16 protein-coding genes and 1 pseudogene are annotated in these 16,249 nt (G+C 67.1%); 6 read left to right on the plus strand and 11 right to left on the minus strand.

Annotation, left to right across the window (positions count from 1 at the left end):
- Window positions 1–50: 50 nt before the first annotated feature.
- Entirely contained in the window at window positions 51–1,661 is a 1,611-nt protein-coding gene (locus IPJ87_14345; GenBank protein MBK7943030.1) for a T9SS C-terminal target domain-containing protein, read from the plus strand.
- Between the two features lies 1 nt (window position 1,662).
- Here IPJ87_14345 and IPJ87_14350 read toward each other — a convergent pair whose 3' ends face one another.
- From IPJ87_14350 to IPJ87_14380, 7 genes are all read right to left on the minus strand, one after another.
- The gene (locus IPJ87_14350; protein ID MBK7943031.1) at window positions 1,663–1,896 is read right to left on the minus strand and encodes a hypothetical protein; all 234 of its coding nucleotides are present in this window, start codon (window positions 1,894–1,896) and stop codon (window positions 1,663–1,665) included.
- A gap of 77 nt (window positions 1,897–1,973) precedes the next feature.
- Window positions 1,974–3,023 carry a hypothetical protein gene (locus IPJ87_14355; protein MBK7943032.1) on the minus strand — a complete coding sequence of 350 codons (1,050 nt, stop codon included), beginning with the start codon at window positions 3,021–3,023 and terminating at the stop codon, window positions 1,974–1,976.
- A complete protein-coding gene (locus tag IPJ87_14360; GenBank protein ID MBK7943033.1) occupies window positions 3,020–3,736 on the minus strand; it encodes a hypothetical protein in 717 nt (238 codons plus the stop codon). The genes IPJ87_14355 and IPJ87_14360 overlap by 4 nt, the downstream gene beginning before the upstream one ends.
- Entirely contained in the window at window positions 3,736–4,236 is a 501-nt protein-coding gene (locus IPJ87_14365) for a DinB family protein (protein MBK7943034.1), read from the minus strand. The genes IPJ87_14360 and IPJ87_14365 overlap by 1 nt, the downstream gene beginning before the upstream one ends.
- 28 nt (window positions 4,237–4,264) lie before the next feature.
- A complete protein-coding gene (locus IPJ87_14370; protein MBK7943035.1) occupies window positions 4,265–4,657 on the minus strand; it encodes a DoxX family protein in 393 nt (130 codons plus the stop codon).
- 16 nt (window positions 4,658–4,673) lie between these two features.
- Complete coding sequence (locus tag IPJ87_14375; protein MBK7943036.1) at window positions 4,674–5,135, minus strand: YHS domain protein; 462 nt, start codon at window positions 5,133–5,135, stop codon at window positions 4,674–4,676.
- A 69-nt stretch (window positions 5,136–5,204) separates the two neighbouring features.
- Entirely contained in the window at window positions 5,205–5,888 is a 684-nt protein-coding gene (locus IPJ87_14380; protein ID MBK7943037.1) for a Crp/Fnr family transcriptional regulator, read from the minus strand.
- Window positions 5,889–5,959: 71 nt separating this feature from the next.
- On the opposite strand from IPJ87_14380, the gene IPJ87_14385 reads away from it, so the two are divergent.
- Window positions 5,960–6,589, plus strand: a complete 630-nt coding sequence (locus IPJ87_14385; GenBank protein MBK7943038.1) for a hypothetical protein — start codon at window positions 5,960–5,962, stop codon at window positions 6,587–6,589.
- 4 nt (window positions 6,590–6,593) lie between these two features.
- Here IPJ87_14385 and IPJ87_14390 read toward each other — a convergent pair.
- The 3 genes and pseudogenes from IPJ87_14390 to IPJ87_14400 form a co-directional block, all read right to left on the minus strand.
- A pseudogene (locus IPJ87_14390) lies at window positions 6,594–7,590 on the minus strand (NAD(P)H-dependent glycerol-3-phosphate dehydrogenase).
- Window positions 7,591–7,666: 76 nt separating this feature from the next.
- Window positions 7,667–8,557 carry a M20/M25/M40 family metallo-hydrolase gene (locus IPJ87_14395; protein ID MBK7943039.1) on the minus strand — a complete coding sequence of 297 codons (891 nt, stop codon included), beginning with the start codon at window positions 8,555–8,557 and terminating at the stop codon, window positions 7,667–7,669.
- The gene (locus IPJ87_14400) at window positions 8,511–9,332 is read right to left on the minus strand and encodes a hypothetical protein (GenBank protein ID MBK7943040.1); all 822 of its coding nucleotides are present in this window, start codon (window positions 9,330–9,332) and stop codon (window positions 8,511–8,513) included. The genes IPJ87_14395 and IPJ87_14400 overlap by 47 nt, the downstream gene beginning before the upstream one ends.
- Window positions 9,333–9,388: 56 nt before the next feature.
- Here IPJ87_14400 and IPJ87_14405 point away from each other — a divergent pair, with 56 nt between their 5' ends.
- Together IPJ87_14405 and IPJ87_14410 are read left to right on the plus strand one after the other, a co-directional pair.
- The gene (locus tag IPJ87_14405; GenBank protein ID MBK7943041.1) at window positions 9,389–11,254 is read left to right on the plus strand and encodes a peptidylprolyl isomerase; all 1,866 of its coding nucleotides are present in this window, start codon (window positions 9,389–9,391) and stop codon (window positions 11,252–11,254) included.
- A gap of 88 nt (window positions 11,255–11,342) precedes the next feature.
- The gene (locus IPJ87_14410) at window positions 11,343–12,995 is read left to right on the plus strand and encodes a T9SS type A sorting domain-containing protein (GenBank protein ID MBK7943042.1); all 1,653 of its coding nucleotides are present in this window, start codon (window positions 11,343–11,345) and stop codon (window positions 12,993–12,995) included.
- Window positions 12,996–13,169: 174 nt separating this feature from the next.
- Here the strand turns inward: IPJ87_14410 and lysS are convergent, their stop codons facing one another.
- On the minus strand, window positions 13,170–14,684 hold the full coding sequence (gene lysS, locus IPJ87_14415; protein ID MBK7943043.1) for a lysine--tRNA ligase: 1,515 nt from the start codon (window positions 14,682–14,684) through the stop codon (window positions 13,170–13,172).
- Window positions 14,685–14,804: 120 nt separating this feature from the next.
- On the opposite strand from lysS, the gene IPJ87_14420 reads away from it, so the two are divergent.
- Together IPJ87_14420 and IPJ87_14425 are read left to right on the plus strand one after the other, a co-directional pair.
- The gene (locus IPJ87_14420) at window positions 14,805–15,791 is read left to right on the plus strand and encodes a bifunctional phosphoglucose/phosphomannose isomerase (GenBank protein MBK7943044.1); all 987 of its coding nucleotides are present in this window, start codon (window positions 14,805–14,807) and stop codon (window positions 15,789–15,791) included.
- A 44-nt stretch (window positions 15,792–15,835) separates the two neighbouring features.
- Window positions 15,836–16,219 (plus strand): GxxExxY protein, encoded by a 384-nt coding sequence (locus IPJ87_14425; protein ID MBK7943045.1) that lies wholly within the window; start codon window positions 15,836–15,838, stop codon window positions 16,217–16,219.
- Window positions 16,220–16,249 lie beyond the last annotated feature (30 nt).

Genomic DNA, 16,249 nt, shown 5'->3' on the forward strand with positions numbered 1-16,249 from the left:
GGTGACATCCGTCACCGGCCCGGCGCGCGGGCTGCGGAGAGCTTTGCGGCATGGATGCCCGCACCACACCCCTGTCCCTGGCCCTGCTGCTGCTCACCGGAACCCTGGCCCCGCCCGCCGACGCGCAGGTGATCGCAGACCGTTCGCTCGTGCTGGAGGAAGTGACCCTGGCCGGCATGCCGGGCCTGCAATCCTTCGCCTGGGGCACGCACAACGGCGAGTGGCTGCTCCTGGGCGGCCGCACGGACGGGCTGCACCGCCGCCAGCCGCCGGTGGCCTTTCTGGCGGCGGACAACAACACGACCGCGTGGGTGGTGGCGCCGGCCACGGGGCAGGTGTGGAGCGCACCGCTGAGCACCCTGCCCACCGGGCTGTTCGAGCAGCTGCAGTGCACCAACATGGAATCCGCGCAACGCGACAGCATGCTCTACATCGTGGGCGGCTACGCGTACAGCGCTACGGCGGGGGACCACATCACGCACGACCGGCTGACGGCCGTGCATGTGCCCAACGCCATCGCGGCCATCAAGGCGGGCACTTCGCTCGCGCCGCACTTCCGGCAGCTCGCCGATGCGCGCATGGCCGTCACCGGCGGCTACCTAGGGCGGCACAATGACCTCTTCCTGCTGGTGGGCGGGCAGCGCTTCATCGGCCGCTACAATCCGATCGGCCCTGACCATGGGCCGGGTTTCGTGCAGCAATACACCAATGCCATCAGACGCTTCCGGATCAGTGACGACGGGGTGAACCTGTCCATCACCGACTTCAGCGAAACGGTGGACACCGTGAACCTGCACCGCCGCGACTACAACCTGGTGCCGCAGGTCTTCCCCGACGGCACGCACGGCTTCACGGCCTTCAGCGGCGTGTTCCAGTACGTGGACGATGTGCCCTGGTTGAACACGGTGGACATCACCGACAGCGCGTACACGGTGGTGCCCGGCTTCGAGCAATGGCTGAACCAGTACCACACGGCGCACCTGCCGATGCACGACGCCACGGACAACAGCATGCGCACGCTCTTCTTCGGCGGCATCGGCCGCTACCACTATGTGAACGGCGTGCTGGTGGACGACCCCACCGTGCCCTTCGTGAACACGATCAGCCTGGTGACGCGCGCGTCGGACGGCACGATGGTGGAAGAGGCCGTGGGCACCATGCCCGGTCTGCTGGGCGCCAGCGCCGAGCTGATCCCTTCGCCGGGCCTGCCGATGACGGACCATGAGGTGCTTCAGCTGGACCAATTGCCGCCGGACAGCGTGCTGGTGGGCCACATCGTGGGCGGCATCGAGAGCACGGCCGAGAGCATCTTCTTCATCAACACCGGCACGCAGAGCGATGCCAGCACCCGGCTGTTCCGGGTGTGGCTGCTGCCTTCGGCCAGCGCGGTGGGGGATGTGAGCGGCACCGATGACCAGGCCCTCACGCTGCGCCGCATGGAGGCGGACCGCCTGATCGCCGTGCTGCAACTGCCCGCCGGTGCGCGCACGGTGGTGGACCTACTGAACAGCGCCGGCCGCCGTGTGCGGGGCATCGCGGAAGCACAGCTGCCCAAGGGCCGGCACGAGCTGGTGGTGGACCTGCGCGGCCTGGCCCCGGGGGCCTACACGGTGGAGGCCCGCACCCCGGACCGCCGCTGGAGCGCCCGCTTCGTGCGCTGAGTCAGGCGAGCACCTGCTCGGCGCGCTTGGGCCGCAGGCGGTCGCGCACCAACCGCAGGTGGGCCTGGTCGCACTCCAGCGTGGCGGTCACGCGCACCGGCAGCCGGGTGATCCAGTGCCGGTGGCCGGTGATGCCCTCGCGGGCGCAGAACTCGTCCACATGATGCAGGAAGTGCTCCGCGGTGGTGGGCGCGTCGGGTCCGAAGAAATCCCAGTGGAAGCGCAGGAGCGGCATGGCGGCGGGTGGGCTACTTTGCACAAATGTGGACACGTCGACCCGTCGCCCGCATGGGGTGTCGCCCTGTTGGTCGGTCAGGCGAACCAACCGCTGATGCGGCGGAACCCGCCCAAGCGCCAGCCGAAATGCTGTTCACAGCGGACGACGACATCGTGCAAGGTGCATGGCTCGACGCCTTGCGCACGCAGCTGCAGGCTCACCCTTCCCACGTGGCGCACATGCCGGACCAGCTCCATCCAACATCGCCAGAACGGGATGTCCGGGTCATAGATGTGGCCCGGCTCGCTGCTCACCCCATTGAGCTCGATGATGCTGAAGCTTCCCGCACGCAGAGCGTTCTCGTCGAAGCATCGCACATCCATCCGGCCATAGTGCACACCCGCGGCGGCGGCGATGACCCGATCGACCGCCTGCTCCAGTTCCGGGGTGCGCAGATGGCCGGCGTCCATGAAGCGGGTGCCCCGGCAGTGGTTGCCGATCGGCTCCACCCTGATGGTGTGGCCCGGTGGAGGCACGGAGCGCAGCAGGTCGGCCGCGTAGGACCCGAGGCGGCCGATCTGCTGGCGGCCGCGATGGGTGCGGGCGAGCAGGGAAGCCACGTTTTGCGCACCATCCCCGGTGACCGATAGGAACCGTTTGCCGGTGATGGAGAGGAGCGTCGTGCGCGCATGGCCCGGATCGCGCACGAACAGGAGGCCGTATTCGTGCTCACCCTGCGCCAGGTCCTGGATGAGCATGTCCTGTTGTGCGTGCTCGATGGCCGCCCAGAGTTCGGCCCCGTCCCGGACCAAGCACACACCTTGACCGCGTTCACCCACATCCGGTTTCACGATCATCGGGAAGCGGATGCCGGCGGCCCCCATGTGGTCGGCCACCGCCTGCGCGGGGGTCCCGGGGGTGACCAGGATGGTCGTGGGATAGCTCCCCCGGGGCAGAAGCGCGTAGATCGCGCTTTTCCGCTCGCCGAAGAAGCCGCCTAGATCGATGGCCGGGTTCACATTGGTGAAGAAAGCCGCCCGGCGCATGCGGACGGCCTGCCAGAGGTAGAGGGGGAACACGGGCAGGTAGATCGCCCACCACGGCCAATGTTCGTGGTTCAACCGCTGGGCGAGCCGTCGCATCATCCGATCATGCGCACGGTGCGCTGCGCGCCGTTCACCAGGTCGTGCATGTGGAGACGCCATTCGCGTTCGTTGTGCACCACCGTGGCCAGGCACACCGTCTCAAGCCCTCCTGGCCGCGCCATGCGGATGGTGCGGTCCTGCGCCGCCAGACCCTCACCGCCGCTCTGGTGGAAGCGCATCAATCGGTCTTCCGGCATCTCTCCTTCGGTCCGGTCCATGGCCTGATGGAACCACGCCTCCCGCTGGCGGCGCGTGTCCGCATCGTACAACGTGGCGGAGGACCAGATCCTGGGCAGGCCGGGGTCCCGTTCCACCTGTTCCAGGTCGCCGCCGGTCCAGACGAGGTCGGTCACGGATGGCTTCTGGTGACCGATGACCACCAAGGTGAACGGTTCGAGACCGGTCGGGTCGAAGCCCTCAAGGAACGATCGGAGCCCGCCGGCCTTGGCGAAGAGCAGGGGCACAAGCCCGCGGCTGTGTCGGTAGGGTCCGCCGGGCGGATGCGCGCGATGCCCGCCGTTCAGGAGGTTCAGGCTGTAGCCGTCCGCCGAGGTCAGGATCCAGGTGCCACCGCTCCGCTCATCCACCGGATAACAGGCGCGCAGGGTCGTGTCCTGCACGGGGAGGCCCATGCCGCCGCGGTACCGCGATTCGTCGCGGCTGGACGCCATGACGAAGCCGCCCGGGTGCGGCAGGTAGGTGAGGGTGCACATCAGCGCGCGCGATGATTGCGCGTGGCGGCCGCCACCCCGAGCTCCACGGGATGGGCCACCTGTGGCAACTGCTGCTGAAGGACGATGCGCACCATGGCCATGTGATGCACGCAATGGTCGGCCACGTAAGTGAGCTCGCGCACCAGGCTCGTGGCCTGCCGAAGCGAGCCCTCATCATCGGGCAGCTCACACTCCAGGGTGAGGGGCGCGTCCCCCCGGATGCGTTGGACCTGGTCCAGGCACCAGGCGATGGCCGCGCGTGCGGCCTGCACCCGGCGCTCCATCTGGGGGTCGCGCTCCCGACGATCGTAGTTCAGCAGTCCGCTTTCGCGCTGGCGCAGCAGACACTGGTAGCACTCCACCACGTGCCGGATGTGCTGACCGATGGTGCCACCGAAGAGCAGCTCACGCTGCTGGGATAACGCGGCATCATCCAGTTGGTCCAGCAGGTCGTCCGCTTGATGCAGCAGCGCGCGGTTGTAGGCGATGGTGCGGTGCATGGATGCTCGGGTTCGGTCCGAACGGGGTTCAGCGGGTCCGAAGGGCCGTGCGCAGCTGGTCCCGGTCGCGCCAGAGCGCAAAGGAACTGCATCCGGCCACGAGCAGGGCCAGAGCGAAGAGGGTCCCTCCGTCGCCCATGATCTCGACGCCCAGAACAGTGAGGTGGCTCATGAGGGCGCCGCCCATGATGGCCAGCGCAAGCCCTGCGCCCACCCAGGCGGTGCGGGGCGGGATCAGCAGGACCGCCGCGAACAGTTCGGCCACGCCGGACGCGATCCGCCCCCAGGGCTCCATGCCCAGCGTGCTGAAGATGTGGACGGACTCCGGCGCGGCGCTGAACTTGAACCACAGCGTCTGTAGGAGGATGACGGCCGCGGCCACGTCGGGCAGGCGGAGGAGGACGGGTTTCAGGGTGCGCATGGGATGAGGTCGATGATCAGGGCCGGTGCTTGAAGGCGGCCCAATGGCGATCGGCGGCGGGCAGGAGCCGATCCTCCGCCTTGTTCCAATCCTCCAGGGTGTTGGTGAAGAAGCGGTTGTAGAACAGGAACACCCGCCCGTCCTTCAGCTTGAAGGTCTCGGGGTCCACGACCACCTTTTCGTTCTTGGCCCCCATGGCATAGGCGCACCAACCGCCATAGGCCGGCAGGTAGGAGGCCGGGGCCTTGGCGAACAGGTCGCGGTGCGCCGGGCTCACGAAATGGAAGATGGCACCGCCGTAAGTGAAGGAGAAGCGGGCATCCCCCTTCGCGGCCCGATGGTCCACGGTGTAGGACACAGGGTCGTAGCCGTCCACCCACAGCCCGTCGTCGTCCACGTTGAACCGGGGAAGTGGATCGGACTGTGCGGAGGCACCGAGGAGGGCGATGGCGGCGGCACAGGTGAGGAGCAGGCGCATGGGGTACGGCGTGATGCGGCAAAGGTCCCCCTGCGCACCGGCGCGGAATGTCGGCCACCCGACAAGGGCTCAGGCGAGCCGGATCCTTCGGCGTGAATAGTGCAGCAGACCCTCGCGCTCCAACTCGCCCATCAGCTCGGCCACCGTCTGCCGGGTGCTGCCGATCAACTGCGCGATGTCCTCCTGCCGCAGGTGGTTGGGCACTGATCCGTCCGGCTCGCGTTCGGCGCCGAACAGCTGCACATACCGCCGGAGGAACTCGATCAGCCGGGCCCGCACATCCTTGAAGACAAGGCTGTCATACCGTTGCTCCAACGCGCGCAACTTGTCCCCGATGTGCGAGGCGAGGCGCAAGGAGACCTGGGGGTTCCGGGCGAGCACCTGTTCGAAGTCGCTGCGTGTGAAGGTGCAGATGGACACATCGTCCGTGAGCGCCACGGCATGTTCCCCGGCCCGCGATCCCCGACCCTGTGAGGGCAGGTGGCCGAAGAGGTCATGATCGCCGAGCACATCCTTCACCACCTCATTCCCGTCGCTGTCGGTGTGCACGATCTTCACCGCCCCGGTCTTGAGGATGAAGATGCGGTCGGTGGTGTCCTCGGTGAAGAAGATGTGCTCTCCGCGGCCGGCCTCCTTGTACCGCGAGATGATGCAGAGCTTCGCGATGGCCTCGTCGTCCAGCTGATCGAACAGGCGGTGGTTCTGGAGGTACCAGAACTTCTTCTCGGGGCCGGTGGCGCCTTCTGGTGTCATGGTGGGGGCGGACCCTTGCCGGACCGGTTGAGCGCACCGGTTCTTCGGAGCACCTGCTACTTTGCACAAAGGTGGACACGCTGCTGTACTTCCTGATGGCCATGGTGGCCAGCATCATTGGCTCCCTGCAGGCCGGGGTGGTGAACACGGCCGTGCTGGCGCACACCGTGAAGTGGGGGCGCACTGCAGGGCGACGCATGGCGGTGGGCGGCTCCATCCCGGAGTTCGTGTACGCCGGGGTGGCCTTCTGGGGGGCGGGCTGGTCGGTGGAGGCGCTGGGCCTGGGCTCGCACGGCATCACCCTGGTGATCTCGACCATCCTGCTGGTGCTGGGGCTTTACTTCGTGTTCCTGTTCCGCCCGCGGCCGGCGGGGCCCGGAGAGGACAAGCTGACGGGCGATCTGTGGCGTGGCCTCCTGCTAGGCCTGGCCAACCCGCAGCTGCTGCTGTTCTGGTGCGGGGTGAAGCTGCTCGTCGTAAGCCTCGGCCTCACGCGGGACGGGGCCGCACCCCTGCTGGCCTTCGCGCTGGGCGCCTTCGCCGGTGCGCTGGTGCTGCTGCTGGTCCTGGTGCGGCTGGGCGTGAAGGCGCAGGAGACCATGTCGCCGCAGGGGTTGAGGCGCCTGTTCCGGGGCATCGGGCTGCTGCTGCTGGCCAGTGGGCTCTATGGCCTGCTGCGCGCGCAGGGCTGGATGCCGTGAGACCTCAGGCCAGCCGGTCGCTCAGCAGGCGCATCTCCATCAGGGGGGCCATCTTCTCGTACAGCATGCGGTAGGTGGCCTCGGTGATGGGCATGTCCACCTTCAGGCGCTGGTTGATCTCGTGCACGCACTTGACGGCGTAGTAGCCCTCGGCCACCATGTTCATCTCCAGTTGGGCGGCGCGCACGCTGTAGCCCTTGCCCACCATGGTGCCGAACTCGCGGTTGCGGCTGAAGGTGCTGTAGGCCGTCACCAAGAGGTCGCCGAGGTAGGCGGGCTCGTTGATGTCGCGCGATGGGGTGCACGGCGGCCACGAAGCGTTCGATCTCCTGGATGGCGCGGCTCACCAGCACCGCGCGGAAGTTGTCGCCGTAGCCGAGCCCCACACTGATGCCGGCGCACACCGCGATCACGTTCTTCAGGATGGCCGCGTACTCCGTGCCGTAGATGTCATCGCTGAGCGTGGTCTTCATGAAGCGGCCGTTGAGGGCGGCGCCCATGGTCTTCGCCCGCGCAGGGTCCTGGCAGGCGATGGTGAGGTAGCTGAGGCGTTCCAACGCCACCTCTTCGGCGTGGCAGGGGCCGCAGATGACACCGAAGTCGCGTTCGGCCACACCCCAGTGCTGGAAGAGGTGGTCGCCCACGATCTGGTTGGTCTCGGGCACGATGCCCTTCACGGCGCTGAAGAGCGTCTTGCCGTGGAGCTCGCTCGGATCCAATTGCTCCAGCGTGGCCTTCAGGAAGGCGCTGGGCACGGCGATCACCAGCACATCGGCGGCCTTCACCACCGCATGGAGATCGGTGTCCATGGCCAGGCGGTCCACCTCGAACTGGGCGGCGCTGATGTAGTCGGGGTTGTGGCCGTACTTGGTGATGTGGGCGATGGTCTCCGCGCGGCGCACCCACCAGCCCACCCGTTCGGCATTGGCCGAGAGCAGCTTCACCAGGGCGGTGCCCCAGCTGCCGGCGCCGATGACGGCGATGCGTTGGGCGTGGCTCATGGTGGGCGAAGATCGGTGATGGCCCCCAGCCGACGCACAGGGGCCCCGCGGATGCGCGGACCGTTCGTCGGGACGGTTAGAACGTGACGTCCACCACCACCTCCTGGCCGTCGCGCAGCACGGTGACAGGCGCGGTGTCGCCCTTCTTGAACTGGCCCAGGGCCTTCATGTAGCCCATCATGTCGCCCACCTCCAGGGCGCCCATGCGCACCACCACATCGCCGGACTTCAGCCCGGCGGCGGCGGCGGGTTTTCCCTCGCTGACCCCGTCGATCCGCATGCCCTTGCCGTCGTACATGTAGTCCGGCACCACGCCCAGGGTCACCTTGAAGCGCGGCGTGCTGGCGCTGTCCGCGTCCTGGGTCTTGGTGAAGGCCAGCTTGCCGTCGTCGTTCAGCGTGGTGATGAGGCTCTCGATGTAGCGGGTGACGCGCAGCATGCCGTCGTAGTTGATCTTCTCCTCATCGTCGCTGGGCTTGTGGTAGTCGCCGTGCGTGCCGGTGAAGAAGTGGATGGCGGGGATGCCCTGCAGGTAGAAGCTGGTGTGGTCGCTGGGGCCGATGCCGCTGGTGGTGGTCCTCACCTTGAGCGCGCCGGCCTGCACGCGGGGCAGTTCGGTCCATGCGGGCGAGGTGCCCGCCCCGTTGATGCCGATGCTGCTGTCGGCCTCCAGGCGCCCCACCATGTCGAGGTTGATCATGTAGTTGAGCTCGGCCAGGGGCACCGTGGGGTGCTTGGTCCAGTAGTTCGAACCGAACAGCCCCTTCTCTTCGCCGCTGAAGGCGATGAAGAGGTAGTCGTTGGCGCGGGCCTCGTCCAGCTCGGCCAGGTCGCGGGCCAGCTGCAGCATCACGGCCACGCCACTGGCGTTGTCGTCGGCACCGTTGTGGATGGCGGGCTCGCCGCGGTGCAGGCTGCCCTCATCGCCGAGGCCCAGGTGGTCGTAGTGCGCCGATCGCCACCACATGGGGCTTGCCGTTGTCCAGCAGACCCACCACGTTGTGCGCGGTGCTGGTGGGCCGGTCGATGGTGACGGTGAGCGACACCGGGTTGCCATCGCGGACCAGCTCGGTGTGGCGGTCGCCCTTCAGGAAGACCACGGGAACGGGCAGCGGCGAGGCCTTGGCGCGCAAGGTGGACGAGGGGTCCTCCACGGCCTTGTCGTCGTTGTAGAAGAGCACGCAGCTGGCGCCCAGCTCCACGGCCTTGGCGGCGCGGGCCTGCAGGTCGTGGTAGGCCAGGAACTTGGAATGCGGGTGGATGCCATCGGGCGAGCCCACGGCGATGGCGGCGCACTTGCCCTTCAGGTCGATATCGGCGAAGTCGTTGCGGTCCAGCTCGGGCGCATGGATGCCGTAGCCGCAGCGCGCCACGGTGGCCAGCACGGCCCCGGTGCCCGAGAAGGACAACGGGTGGTACTGCTCGTTGATCGCGAGCCGTTCGCGGCCCAGCTGGAACACCTGCTTGTCGCCCAGCCGGGGCTGCGCGGCGAAGGTGAAGGCCTGCCGGTAGGTGGCGCTGTCGCCATAGGGCATCAGGCCGATGGAGGCCATCTTCTGCACGATGTAGTCCCCGGCCATCCGTTCCCCCTTCGTGCCGGCCTCACGGCCCTCCAGCAGGTCGCTGGCGAGGTACTGGACATCGTACTTCATCTGGTCGCGCGCCTCCTGGTCGCCGAGCAGTTGGGCGTGCATCGGCGCGGAGGCGAGGAGCAGGAGGGCAAGAAGGAGCGTGCGGTGCATGGCGTGAAATGGGCCGCGAAGGTACTGGCACGGTCGGGGGTGTGCACCTTTGCGCCATGCGCGCTGCGATCCTTCCCTTGCTGATGACCGCTGTGCTGGCGGGCTGTTCGGAGACCACCCCGGAGGACCGCACCGTGCCCACGCCGGGCGGCCGGTGGACGGACCCGCGGCTGCAGGCCGTGCTGGAGGCGCAGGACCACCGGCGCACGCAGGACCTCTGCGCCCTGCTGAAGGACAGCGTGGCCGGCGTGCGCGAGGCGGCGGCGCTGGCCCTGGCGAGCGTGCAGGACAGCGCGGCGCGCGCCTGCCTGCTGGAGGCCCTGCGCGATGCCGACGCCACGGTGCGCGGTGCGGCGGGCCTCGCCCTGAGCGGAGTGGCGGACAGCGTGGCCCTGGTCGAGCTGCTGAGGCTGGCGGAGCAGGAACCGGACTCCGCGGTGAAGGCCCAGCTCTTCAGCGTCGGCTTCGCGGCCGAGCTGCGGCTGCACAAGCACGACCCCGACTGGTTCATCAGTTATCTGGAGAGCGACGAGCGCGGCATCCGGTTGCGTGCCGCGCAAAGCCTGTCCCGTCTGCCGCGCGAGGTGCTGGCCCCCACGGCGCACAGCGTGCTGCATGCCGTGCACGTGGAGCGCGACCCGGCCGTGCGCCAGTTCCTGGTGGCCTCGTTGAAGCACCATGCCCTGCCGGCCGTCACCGATACGCTGCTGCGGCTGGTGCAGCGGGACAGTCTGCCGCAGGTGCGGATCGCTGCGGTCCGTGCGCTCGGCGCCAAGGAGGACACGCTGCTGGCCCCCGTGCTGCTCGAGCGCGCGACCACCGACCCCGACCCCGGGGTGCGTCGGGTGGCCGTGGAGCAACTGCAGCGCTACCACCTGCACCTGGACGGCGACGCCATCTGGAAGGCCGCCCAGGAGAGCGCGGACTACCGGGTGAAGCTGCCGTTGTACGGGCTGGTGATGAAGCACGCCGGTCCGGAGACGCGCGTCATCTGCCGCATGCTGATGGAGAGCATGCGACGCCAGGACCTGGGGCCCTACCTGAACGCGGCGTTGTTGACCGCGATGGGACCCGTGCTGCCGCAGGACACCTTGTTGGCGGTGGTGCTGGGCGACCGGCCGGCCGTGGAACGACAGGCGGCCCTGGAGGCCTCGATGGCGCAGTTCCAGGAAAAGCTCAAAGCGGGGGAGATCGACCAGGCGGGGCGCGACAAGTGGCTCGTGGGGCAGTTGCGGCAGGTGCTGACCGCGGGCGATGCAGGCCTGATCGCCGCGGTGTGCGAGCGGCTCGCCGAGGAGCGGCCGGAGGTGCTCCGGCAGCTGCTCACCGAGGCCGTGGTGGCGCAGGTGCGCGGCGCGCTGCATCCGGTGCGCGACCTGGAAACGCTGCAGCTGTTGGACCAGGCCCTGGCCCGGCGCGACGGGAAGGGATCACCACCACATGCCGCGCCGCTGTTCAACCATCCGATCGATCGGGCGCGGCTGGGCCTGCTGCGCGATGGTCAGCGCTACCGCATCGTCACGGCCAAAGGCACCATCGTGCTGGCGATCGAGCCCGCCACGGCGCCGGGGAGCTGCGTGGCCTTCGATTCGCTGGTCACGGCCGGCTACTACGATGGCAAGGCCTTCCACCGCATCGTGCCCAACTTCGTGGCGCAAGGGGGCTGCCCGCGTGGCGACGGCTTCGGCGGCATGCCGTGGACGCTGCGCACCGAGGTGGGGCCGCAGGGCTTCGTGGAAGGGGCCGTGGGCCTGGCCTCCGCCGGGCGCGACACCGAGAGCTGCCAGTTCTTCATCATGCTCTCCCCCGCCCCGCACCTGGACGGCCGCTACACGCGGTTCGCGCGGGTGATCAGCGGGCTGGAGGTGGCCCGGCGCTTGGAGGTGGGCGATGTGATGACCAAGGTGGAGCAGGTGCGGTGATGCACACCTGCGGCCTGGGCCGATCCACACCGCCGACGGAAGCCCGCTGTGAAGGCAACCAGGCCGGGGCCTGTTCGTCCGGGTTGTGATGCGGAACCTGACCATGCTGCTCGGCACGCTCCTCATGGCGACCCCATGGAGCTCCAGCCCCGCACAAAGCCTTCAGTGGGCCGGGCAATGGGCTGGGACGTACAACGCGCCTGTCCTGGCCATGTGCACGGATGCCTCGGGGGATCTCTGGGCAACCGGTTTCTATCAAGGGGACACGGACTTCGACCTCGGTCCCGGGACCATGAACCTGTCCGGCTCACCCGGCGGTGCTTGGATCCCGATCGCCAAGTACGACCCGAGCGGCTCGCTTCTGTGGACGGGCCGCCTCGGCAATGGCACGCCCGGATCTGCCTTGACCTGGGGCTCCAACATCGCATCCGACGACGCGGGGGGCCTCATCGTGGCCGGGCAGTTCTCAGGAGCCAGTGACTTCGACCCCGGTCCGGGGCAATACATGTTGGATGACATTGATCTGGACCTCGTGTATAAGTCCGATGTGTTCGTTGCCAAACTGGACACATCAGGGGCGTTCCACTGGGCGGTCCAGTTCGGAGACTCCGCGACCGACCACTGCCGGGACATGGTCCTGGACGGGGACGGGAACATCCTGCTCGCCTTCGATCTGGCGGATACGGCCGATATGGACCCCGGGCCAGGGACAGACATCCTGCCTGTGCCGAGCCCTGGGACCGACGTACTGGTGAAGCTGGATCCGAACGGCGGGCTGCTTTGGTACCGCGATCTCGGTGCCATCGGTCCAATACCATGGATCGCCTTAGGGACGGACACGAACAACACCATCTGGGTGACCCGTAACGGGGATATCCGCACGTTCGATGAACAAGGCAACCTGCTCTGGGCCTTGCCCATGGAAATGATCCCCGTGGACATGGCCGTGGACGAACACGGCAATGGCCTCATATGCGGTTCATTCGAAGGCACGTTGGATATGGACCCCGGGCCAGGAGTGACGACCGTATCGGCCAGTGGTAACTCCGATCTGTTCTGCGCCAAGTTGGATCCCACAGGTGATCTGGTCTGGTCAATCCACTTGGGCGGCTCGGCATACACCACCGGTACCGGGATCGCGCTCGGGCCCGATGGGCATGTTCACCTGACCGGCATTTATCAAGCACCGCTGGACCTCGATCCCGGTCCAGGGACGTGGCCGGCGGTCCATTCCGGTGAGGGGGATATCCTGGTCATCACGTTGGACAGCACGGGCGCTTTCCTGAATGGATCCACTCTTTCCGCGCCAGGCTTGGACAATGCTTACGGCTCCGTGGTCCTCGCGTCATCGGACCTGGTCCTTTACGGTTCCTTTGAAGGCACGTTGGACGTGGATCCAGGACCGGGGGTCCTCCACCTCAACAGCTCGGCTTATTCGGACGGGTTGATCGCACGCTATAGCGGGATGGCCACCTCGGCCGGGCAAGGCGCCGACGAGCACCATGCGCGCGCGATGCCGAACCCCACGGACGGAGCCCTGTGGTTGCTGGACCTACCACCGAACACATGCGGGGTAAGCGTTCTGAACGCGCAGGGGGCGGAGGTGATGCGCATGGCTCCGACCAAGGGAGACCGATCGATGCGCCTGGACCTGAGCCCCTTGGCCGCGGGGCTTCACCACGTCCGGGTGTTGACCACGAGCGAGGTGGTCACGATCAAGGTGGTGCGTTCCGGTAACTGATCCCTCTCGGTCGAACTTCTCCGGCCGCATCTGTGGGAAGAGCAGGCATGTGGTGGCCCGGCGCTTGGAGGTGGGCGATGTGATGACCAAGGTGGAGCAGGTACGATAGCCGCAGCGTCGCACAGGCGTCCCGCCTGCGCAGGTGCGAGGCATAGGCAGGATGCCTGTGCGACCTTACTCGAACTTCTCCGGCCGCATCTGCGGGAACAGCAGCACCTCCTGGATGGCGGGGTTGTTCGTCAGCAGCATCACCAGGCGGTCCACGCCGATGCCCACACCGCTGGTGGGCGGCATGCCGTACTCCAGGGCACGCAGGAAATCCTGGTCGATGAACATGGCCTCGTCATCGCCGCGCTGCTGCAGCTTGAGCTGCTCCTCGAAGCGTTCACGCTGGTCGATGGGGTCGTTGAGCTCGCTATAGGCGTTGGCCAGCTCGAAGCCGTTCACGAACAGCTCGAAGCGCTCGGTGAGGCGCGCATCGTCGCGGTGCTTTTTGCACAGCGGGCTCATCTCCACCGGGAAGTCGGTGACGAACGTGGGCTGGATCAGCTCCGGCTGCACCAGGGCGCTGAAGAGCTCGTCGATCAACTTGCCCTTGCCCATCATGGGCGCCACCTCGATGCCGTGCTGCACGCAGAGCCGGCGCACCGCCTCCTCGTCCATCGCCAGCACATCGGCGCCGGTCTTCTCCTGAATCGACCCGCACATGGTGATGCGCTTGAAGGGTGCGGCGAAGTGGATGGTGTTCGCCCCGAAGGTGGCCGTCGGGCCTCCGTTGGCCGCGACGCACACCCGCTCCAGCATGCGCTCCATGTAGTCCATCATCCAGCGGTAGTCGCGCCAGGCCACGTACAGCTCCATGATGGTGAACTCCGGGTTGTGCGTGCGGTCCATGCCCTCGTTGCGGAAGTTGCGGCTGAACTCGAACACGCCCTCGAAGCCGCCCACGATGAGGCGTTTGAGATAGAGCTCGTTGGCGATGCGCAGGTAGAGGGGGGTGTCCAGCGCGTTGTGGTGCGTGACGAAGGGGCGCGCGGCGGCACCGCCGGGGATGGGCTGCAGCACGGGGGTGTCCACCTCCAGATAGCCGCTCTCGGCCATGAAGGCGCGCATGGCGCTGACGATGCGCGAGCGCTTGAGGAAGGTGTCCCGCACGCCGGGGTTCACGTTCAGGTCCACATAGCGCATGCGGTAGCGCTGTTCGGGGTCGGTGAACGCATCGTGCACCTGGCCCTGGTCATCGGTCTTCACCACGGGCAGCGGGCGCAGGGCCTTGCCCAGCACGGTGAGCCGCTTCACATGCACGGTGATCTCGCCGGTGCGGGTCTTGAAGACGTGGCCCTGCACACCGAGGAAGTCGCCCAGGTGCAGCAGGTGTTTCCACACCTCGTCGTACAGGGTCTTGTCCTCGCCGGGCGACACTTCGTCGCGGGCCACGTAGATCTGCTGGTCCCCGGTGTGGTCGCGCAGCACGGCGAAGCTGGCCTTGCCCATCACCCGCACGCTCATCAGGCGTCCGGCGATGGTCACCTGGGCGGGCTCGCCGCCCTCCGTGAACAGACCCTTGACCCGGTCGGCCGTGGCAGTGACCGGGAATTCGGCCGCGGGGAAGGGGTCGATGCCGAGGGCGCGGAGCTTCTGCAGCGCGTCGCGGCGAACGAGCTCCTGGTCGGAAAGGGCGTGGGACATGATCGGACGGAAGGGGCCGCGAAGTTACCGGGCAACTCACGAAGCCGCCCGACCGTATGAGCGGCCTAATTTCGACCCGTCAACGCCACACCATCCCCGCCGGGCTCCGGCGTTCCGCGCATGCACACCCTCATCGACGCCTTTCCGAAGCAACTGAAGGAAGCCCTGGAGATCGGCCGCAAGGCCCAGTTGAAGCCTGCCGGCGGGCCGTACGGCAACGTGGTCGTCACCGGCCTGGGCGGCAGCGGCATCGGCGGGCGCATCGCGGCGCAGCTGGTGCACAAGGAGGCCAGGTGCACCATCGAGGTGTACAACAACTACTACCTGCCGGGCTACGTGGACCACAAGAGCCTGGTGATCGCGTGCAGTTACAGCGGCAACACCGAGGAGACGCTGGCCGCCATGGAGCAGGCATTGGGCAAGGGCGCCCGTGTGGTGGTGATCACCAGCGGGGGCACCATGCTGGAGATGGCGAAGGCCCGGGGCCTCGACCACATCGTGATCCCCGGCGGCAACCCGCCCCGCACCATGCTGGCCTACTCGCTGGTGCAGCAGTTCTTCGTGCTGCATCACTTCGGCATCATCGGCGACGGCTTCGAGGGCGCGATCCGCACTGCGGCGAACATGCTGGAGGACGAGAAGGAAGCCATCAAGAAGGCAGCACTGACCCTCACCGAGCAGCTTTTCGGCAAGCGGTTGGTGATCTACAGCGAGGCGAGCACCGAGGCGGTGAGCATCCGCTTCCGGCAGCAGGTGAACGAGAACAGCAAGGAGCTCTGCTGGCACCACGCCATCCCGGAGATGAACCACAACGAACTCGTGGGCTGGGCCGGAGGCAAGGACGACATCGCCGTGCTGATCTTCCGCCACAAGGAGGATCATGAGCGGAGCCAGATCCGCATGGAGATCAACAAGGAGGTCTTCCGCAGGCACACCCCGCACATCCACGACGTGTGGAGCCAGGGCGACACGGCCTTCGCACGGCAGCTGTACCTGATCAACCTGGGCGACTGGGTGAGCTTCTACTGGGCCGAGAAGAAGGGGGTGGACCCCACGGAGATCGCGGTGATCAACATGCTGAAGGGGAAGCTGGCGGAGGTGAAGTGATCGGCCTCACCGCAGAGGCGCCAAGACGCAGAGGGCGCAAAGGAATGATGCATAACGAGATCAGTTCGCAGATCATTCAGGCTTCTATCGAGGTTCATCGCGAACTGGGTCCTGGTCTACTCGAGGGCGTCTATGAGCTGTGCCTAGTACAAGTCCTAAAGGACATGGGCTTACGTGTCGAACAACAGGTTCCGGTGCCCATCGCATTCCGCGGCAAAGACCTGGGGGCGGTACTCCGGCTTGACCTGATCGTCGAAGGCCTGGTCATCGTTGAAGTGAAGGCTGTTGAGGCCTTGCACGATAGTCACATCGCTCAGTTACTGACCTATCTGAAGTTGACGGGATGCCAGTTGGGCTTGCTCATCAACTTCAATGAAGCGCTTCTGAAGAAAGGCCTGCGTCGCGTGGTGAACGGGCTACCAGAATAAGGCCGTCCTTGGCAATGCCTTGCGACCTTT

The organism is Flavobacteriales bacterium (assembly GCA_016713875.1).
Taxonomy (GTDB): Bacteria; Bacteroidota; Bacteroidia; order Flavobacteriales_F; family PHOS-HE28; genus PHOS-HE28.

Coding starts and splice junctions, on each gene's coding strand:
- IPJ87_14345 (MBK7943030.1), top strand. CDS start 51: ATGGATGCCCGCACCACACCCCTGTCCCTGGCCCTGCTGCTGCTCACC.
- IPJ87_14350 (MBK7943031.1), bottom strand. CDS start 1,896: ATGCCGCTCCTGCGCTTCCACTGGGATTTCTTCGGACCCGACGCGCCC.
- IPJ87_14355 (MBK7943032.1), bottom strand. CDS start 3,023: ATGATGCGACGGCTCGCCCAGCGGTTGAACCACGAACATTGGCCGTGG.
- IPJ87_14360 (MBK7943033.1), bottom strand. CDS start 3,736: ATGTGCACCCTCACCTACCTGCCGCACCCGGGCGGCTTCGTCATGGCG.
- IPJ87_14365 (MBK7943034.1), bottom strand. CDS start 4,236: ATGCACCGCACCATCGCCTACAACCGCGCGCTGCTGCATCAAGCGGAC.
- IPJ87_14370 (MBK7943035.1), bottom strand. CDS start 4,657: ATGCGCACCCTGAAACCCGTCCTCCTCCGCCTGCCCGACGTGGCCGCG.
- IPJ87_14375 (MBK7943036.1), bottom strand. CDS start 5,135: ATGCGCCTGCTCCTCACCTGTGCCGCCGCCATCGCCCTCCTCGGTGCC.
- IPJ87_14380 (MBK7943037.1), bottom strand. CDS start 5,888: ATGACACCAGAAGGCGCCACCGGCCCCGAGAAGAAGTTCTGGTACCTC.
- IPJ87_14395 (MBK7943039.1), bottom strand. CDS start 8,557: ATGTGGTGGCGATCGGCGCACTACGACCACCTGGGCCTCGGCGATGAG.
- IPJ87_14400 (MBK7943040.1), bottom strand. CDS start 9,332: ATGCACCGCACGCTCCTTCTTGCCCTCCTGCTCCTCGCCTCCGCGCCG.
- IPJ87_14405 (MBK7943041.1), top strand. CDS start 9,389: ATGCGCGCTGCGATCCTTCCCTTGCTGATGACCGCTGTGCTGGCGGGC.
- IPJ87_14410 (MBK7943042.1), top strand. CDS start 11,343: ATGCGGAACCTGACCATGCTGCTCGGCACGCTCCTCATGGCGACCCCA.
- lysS (MBK7943043.1), bottom strand. CDS start 14,684: ATGTCCCACGCCCTTTCCGACCAGGAGCTCGTTCGCCGCGACGCGCTG.
- IPJ87_14420 (MBK7943044.1), top strand. CDS start 14,805: ATGCACACCCTCATCGACGCCTTTCCGAAGCAACTGAAGGAAGCCCTG.
- IPJ87_14425 (MBK7943045.1), top strand. CDS start 15,836: ATGATGCATAACGAGATCAGTTCGCAGATCATTCAGGCTTCTATCGAG.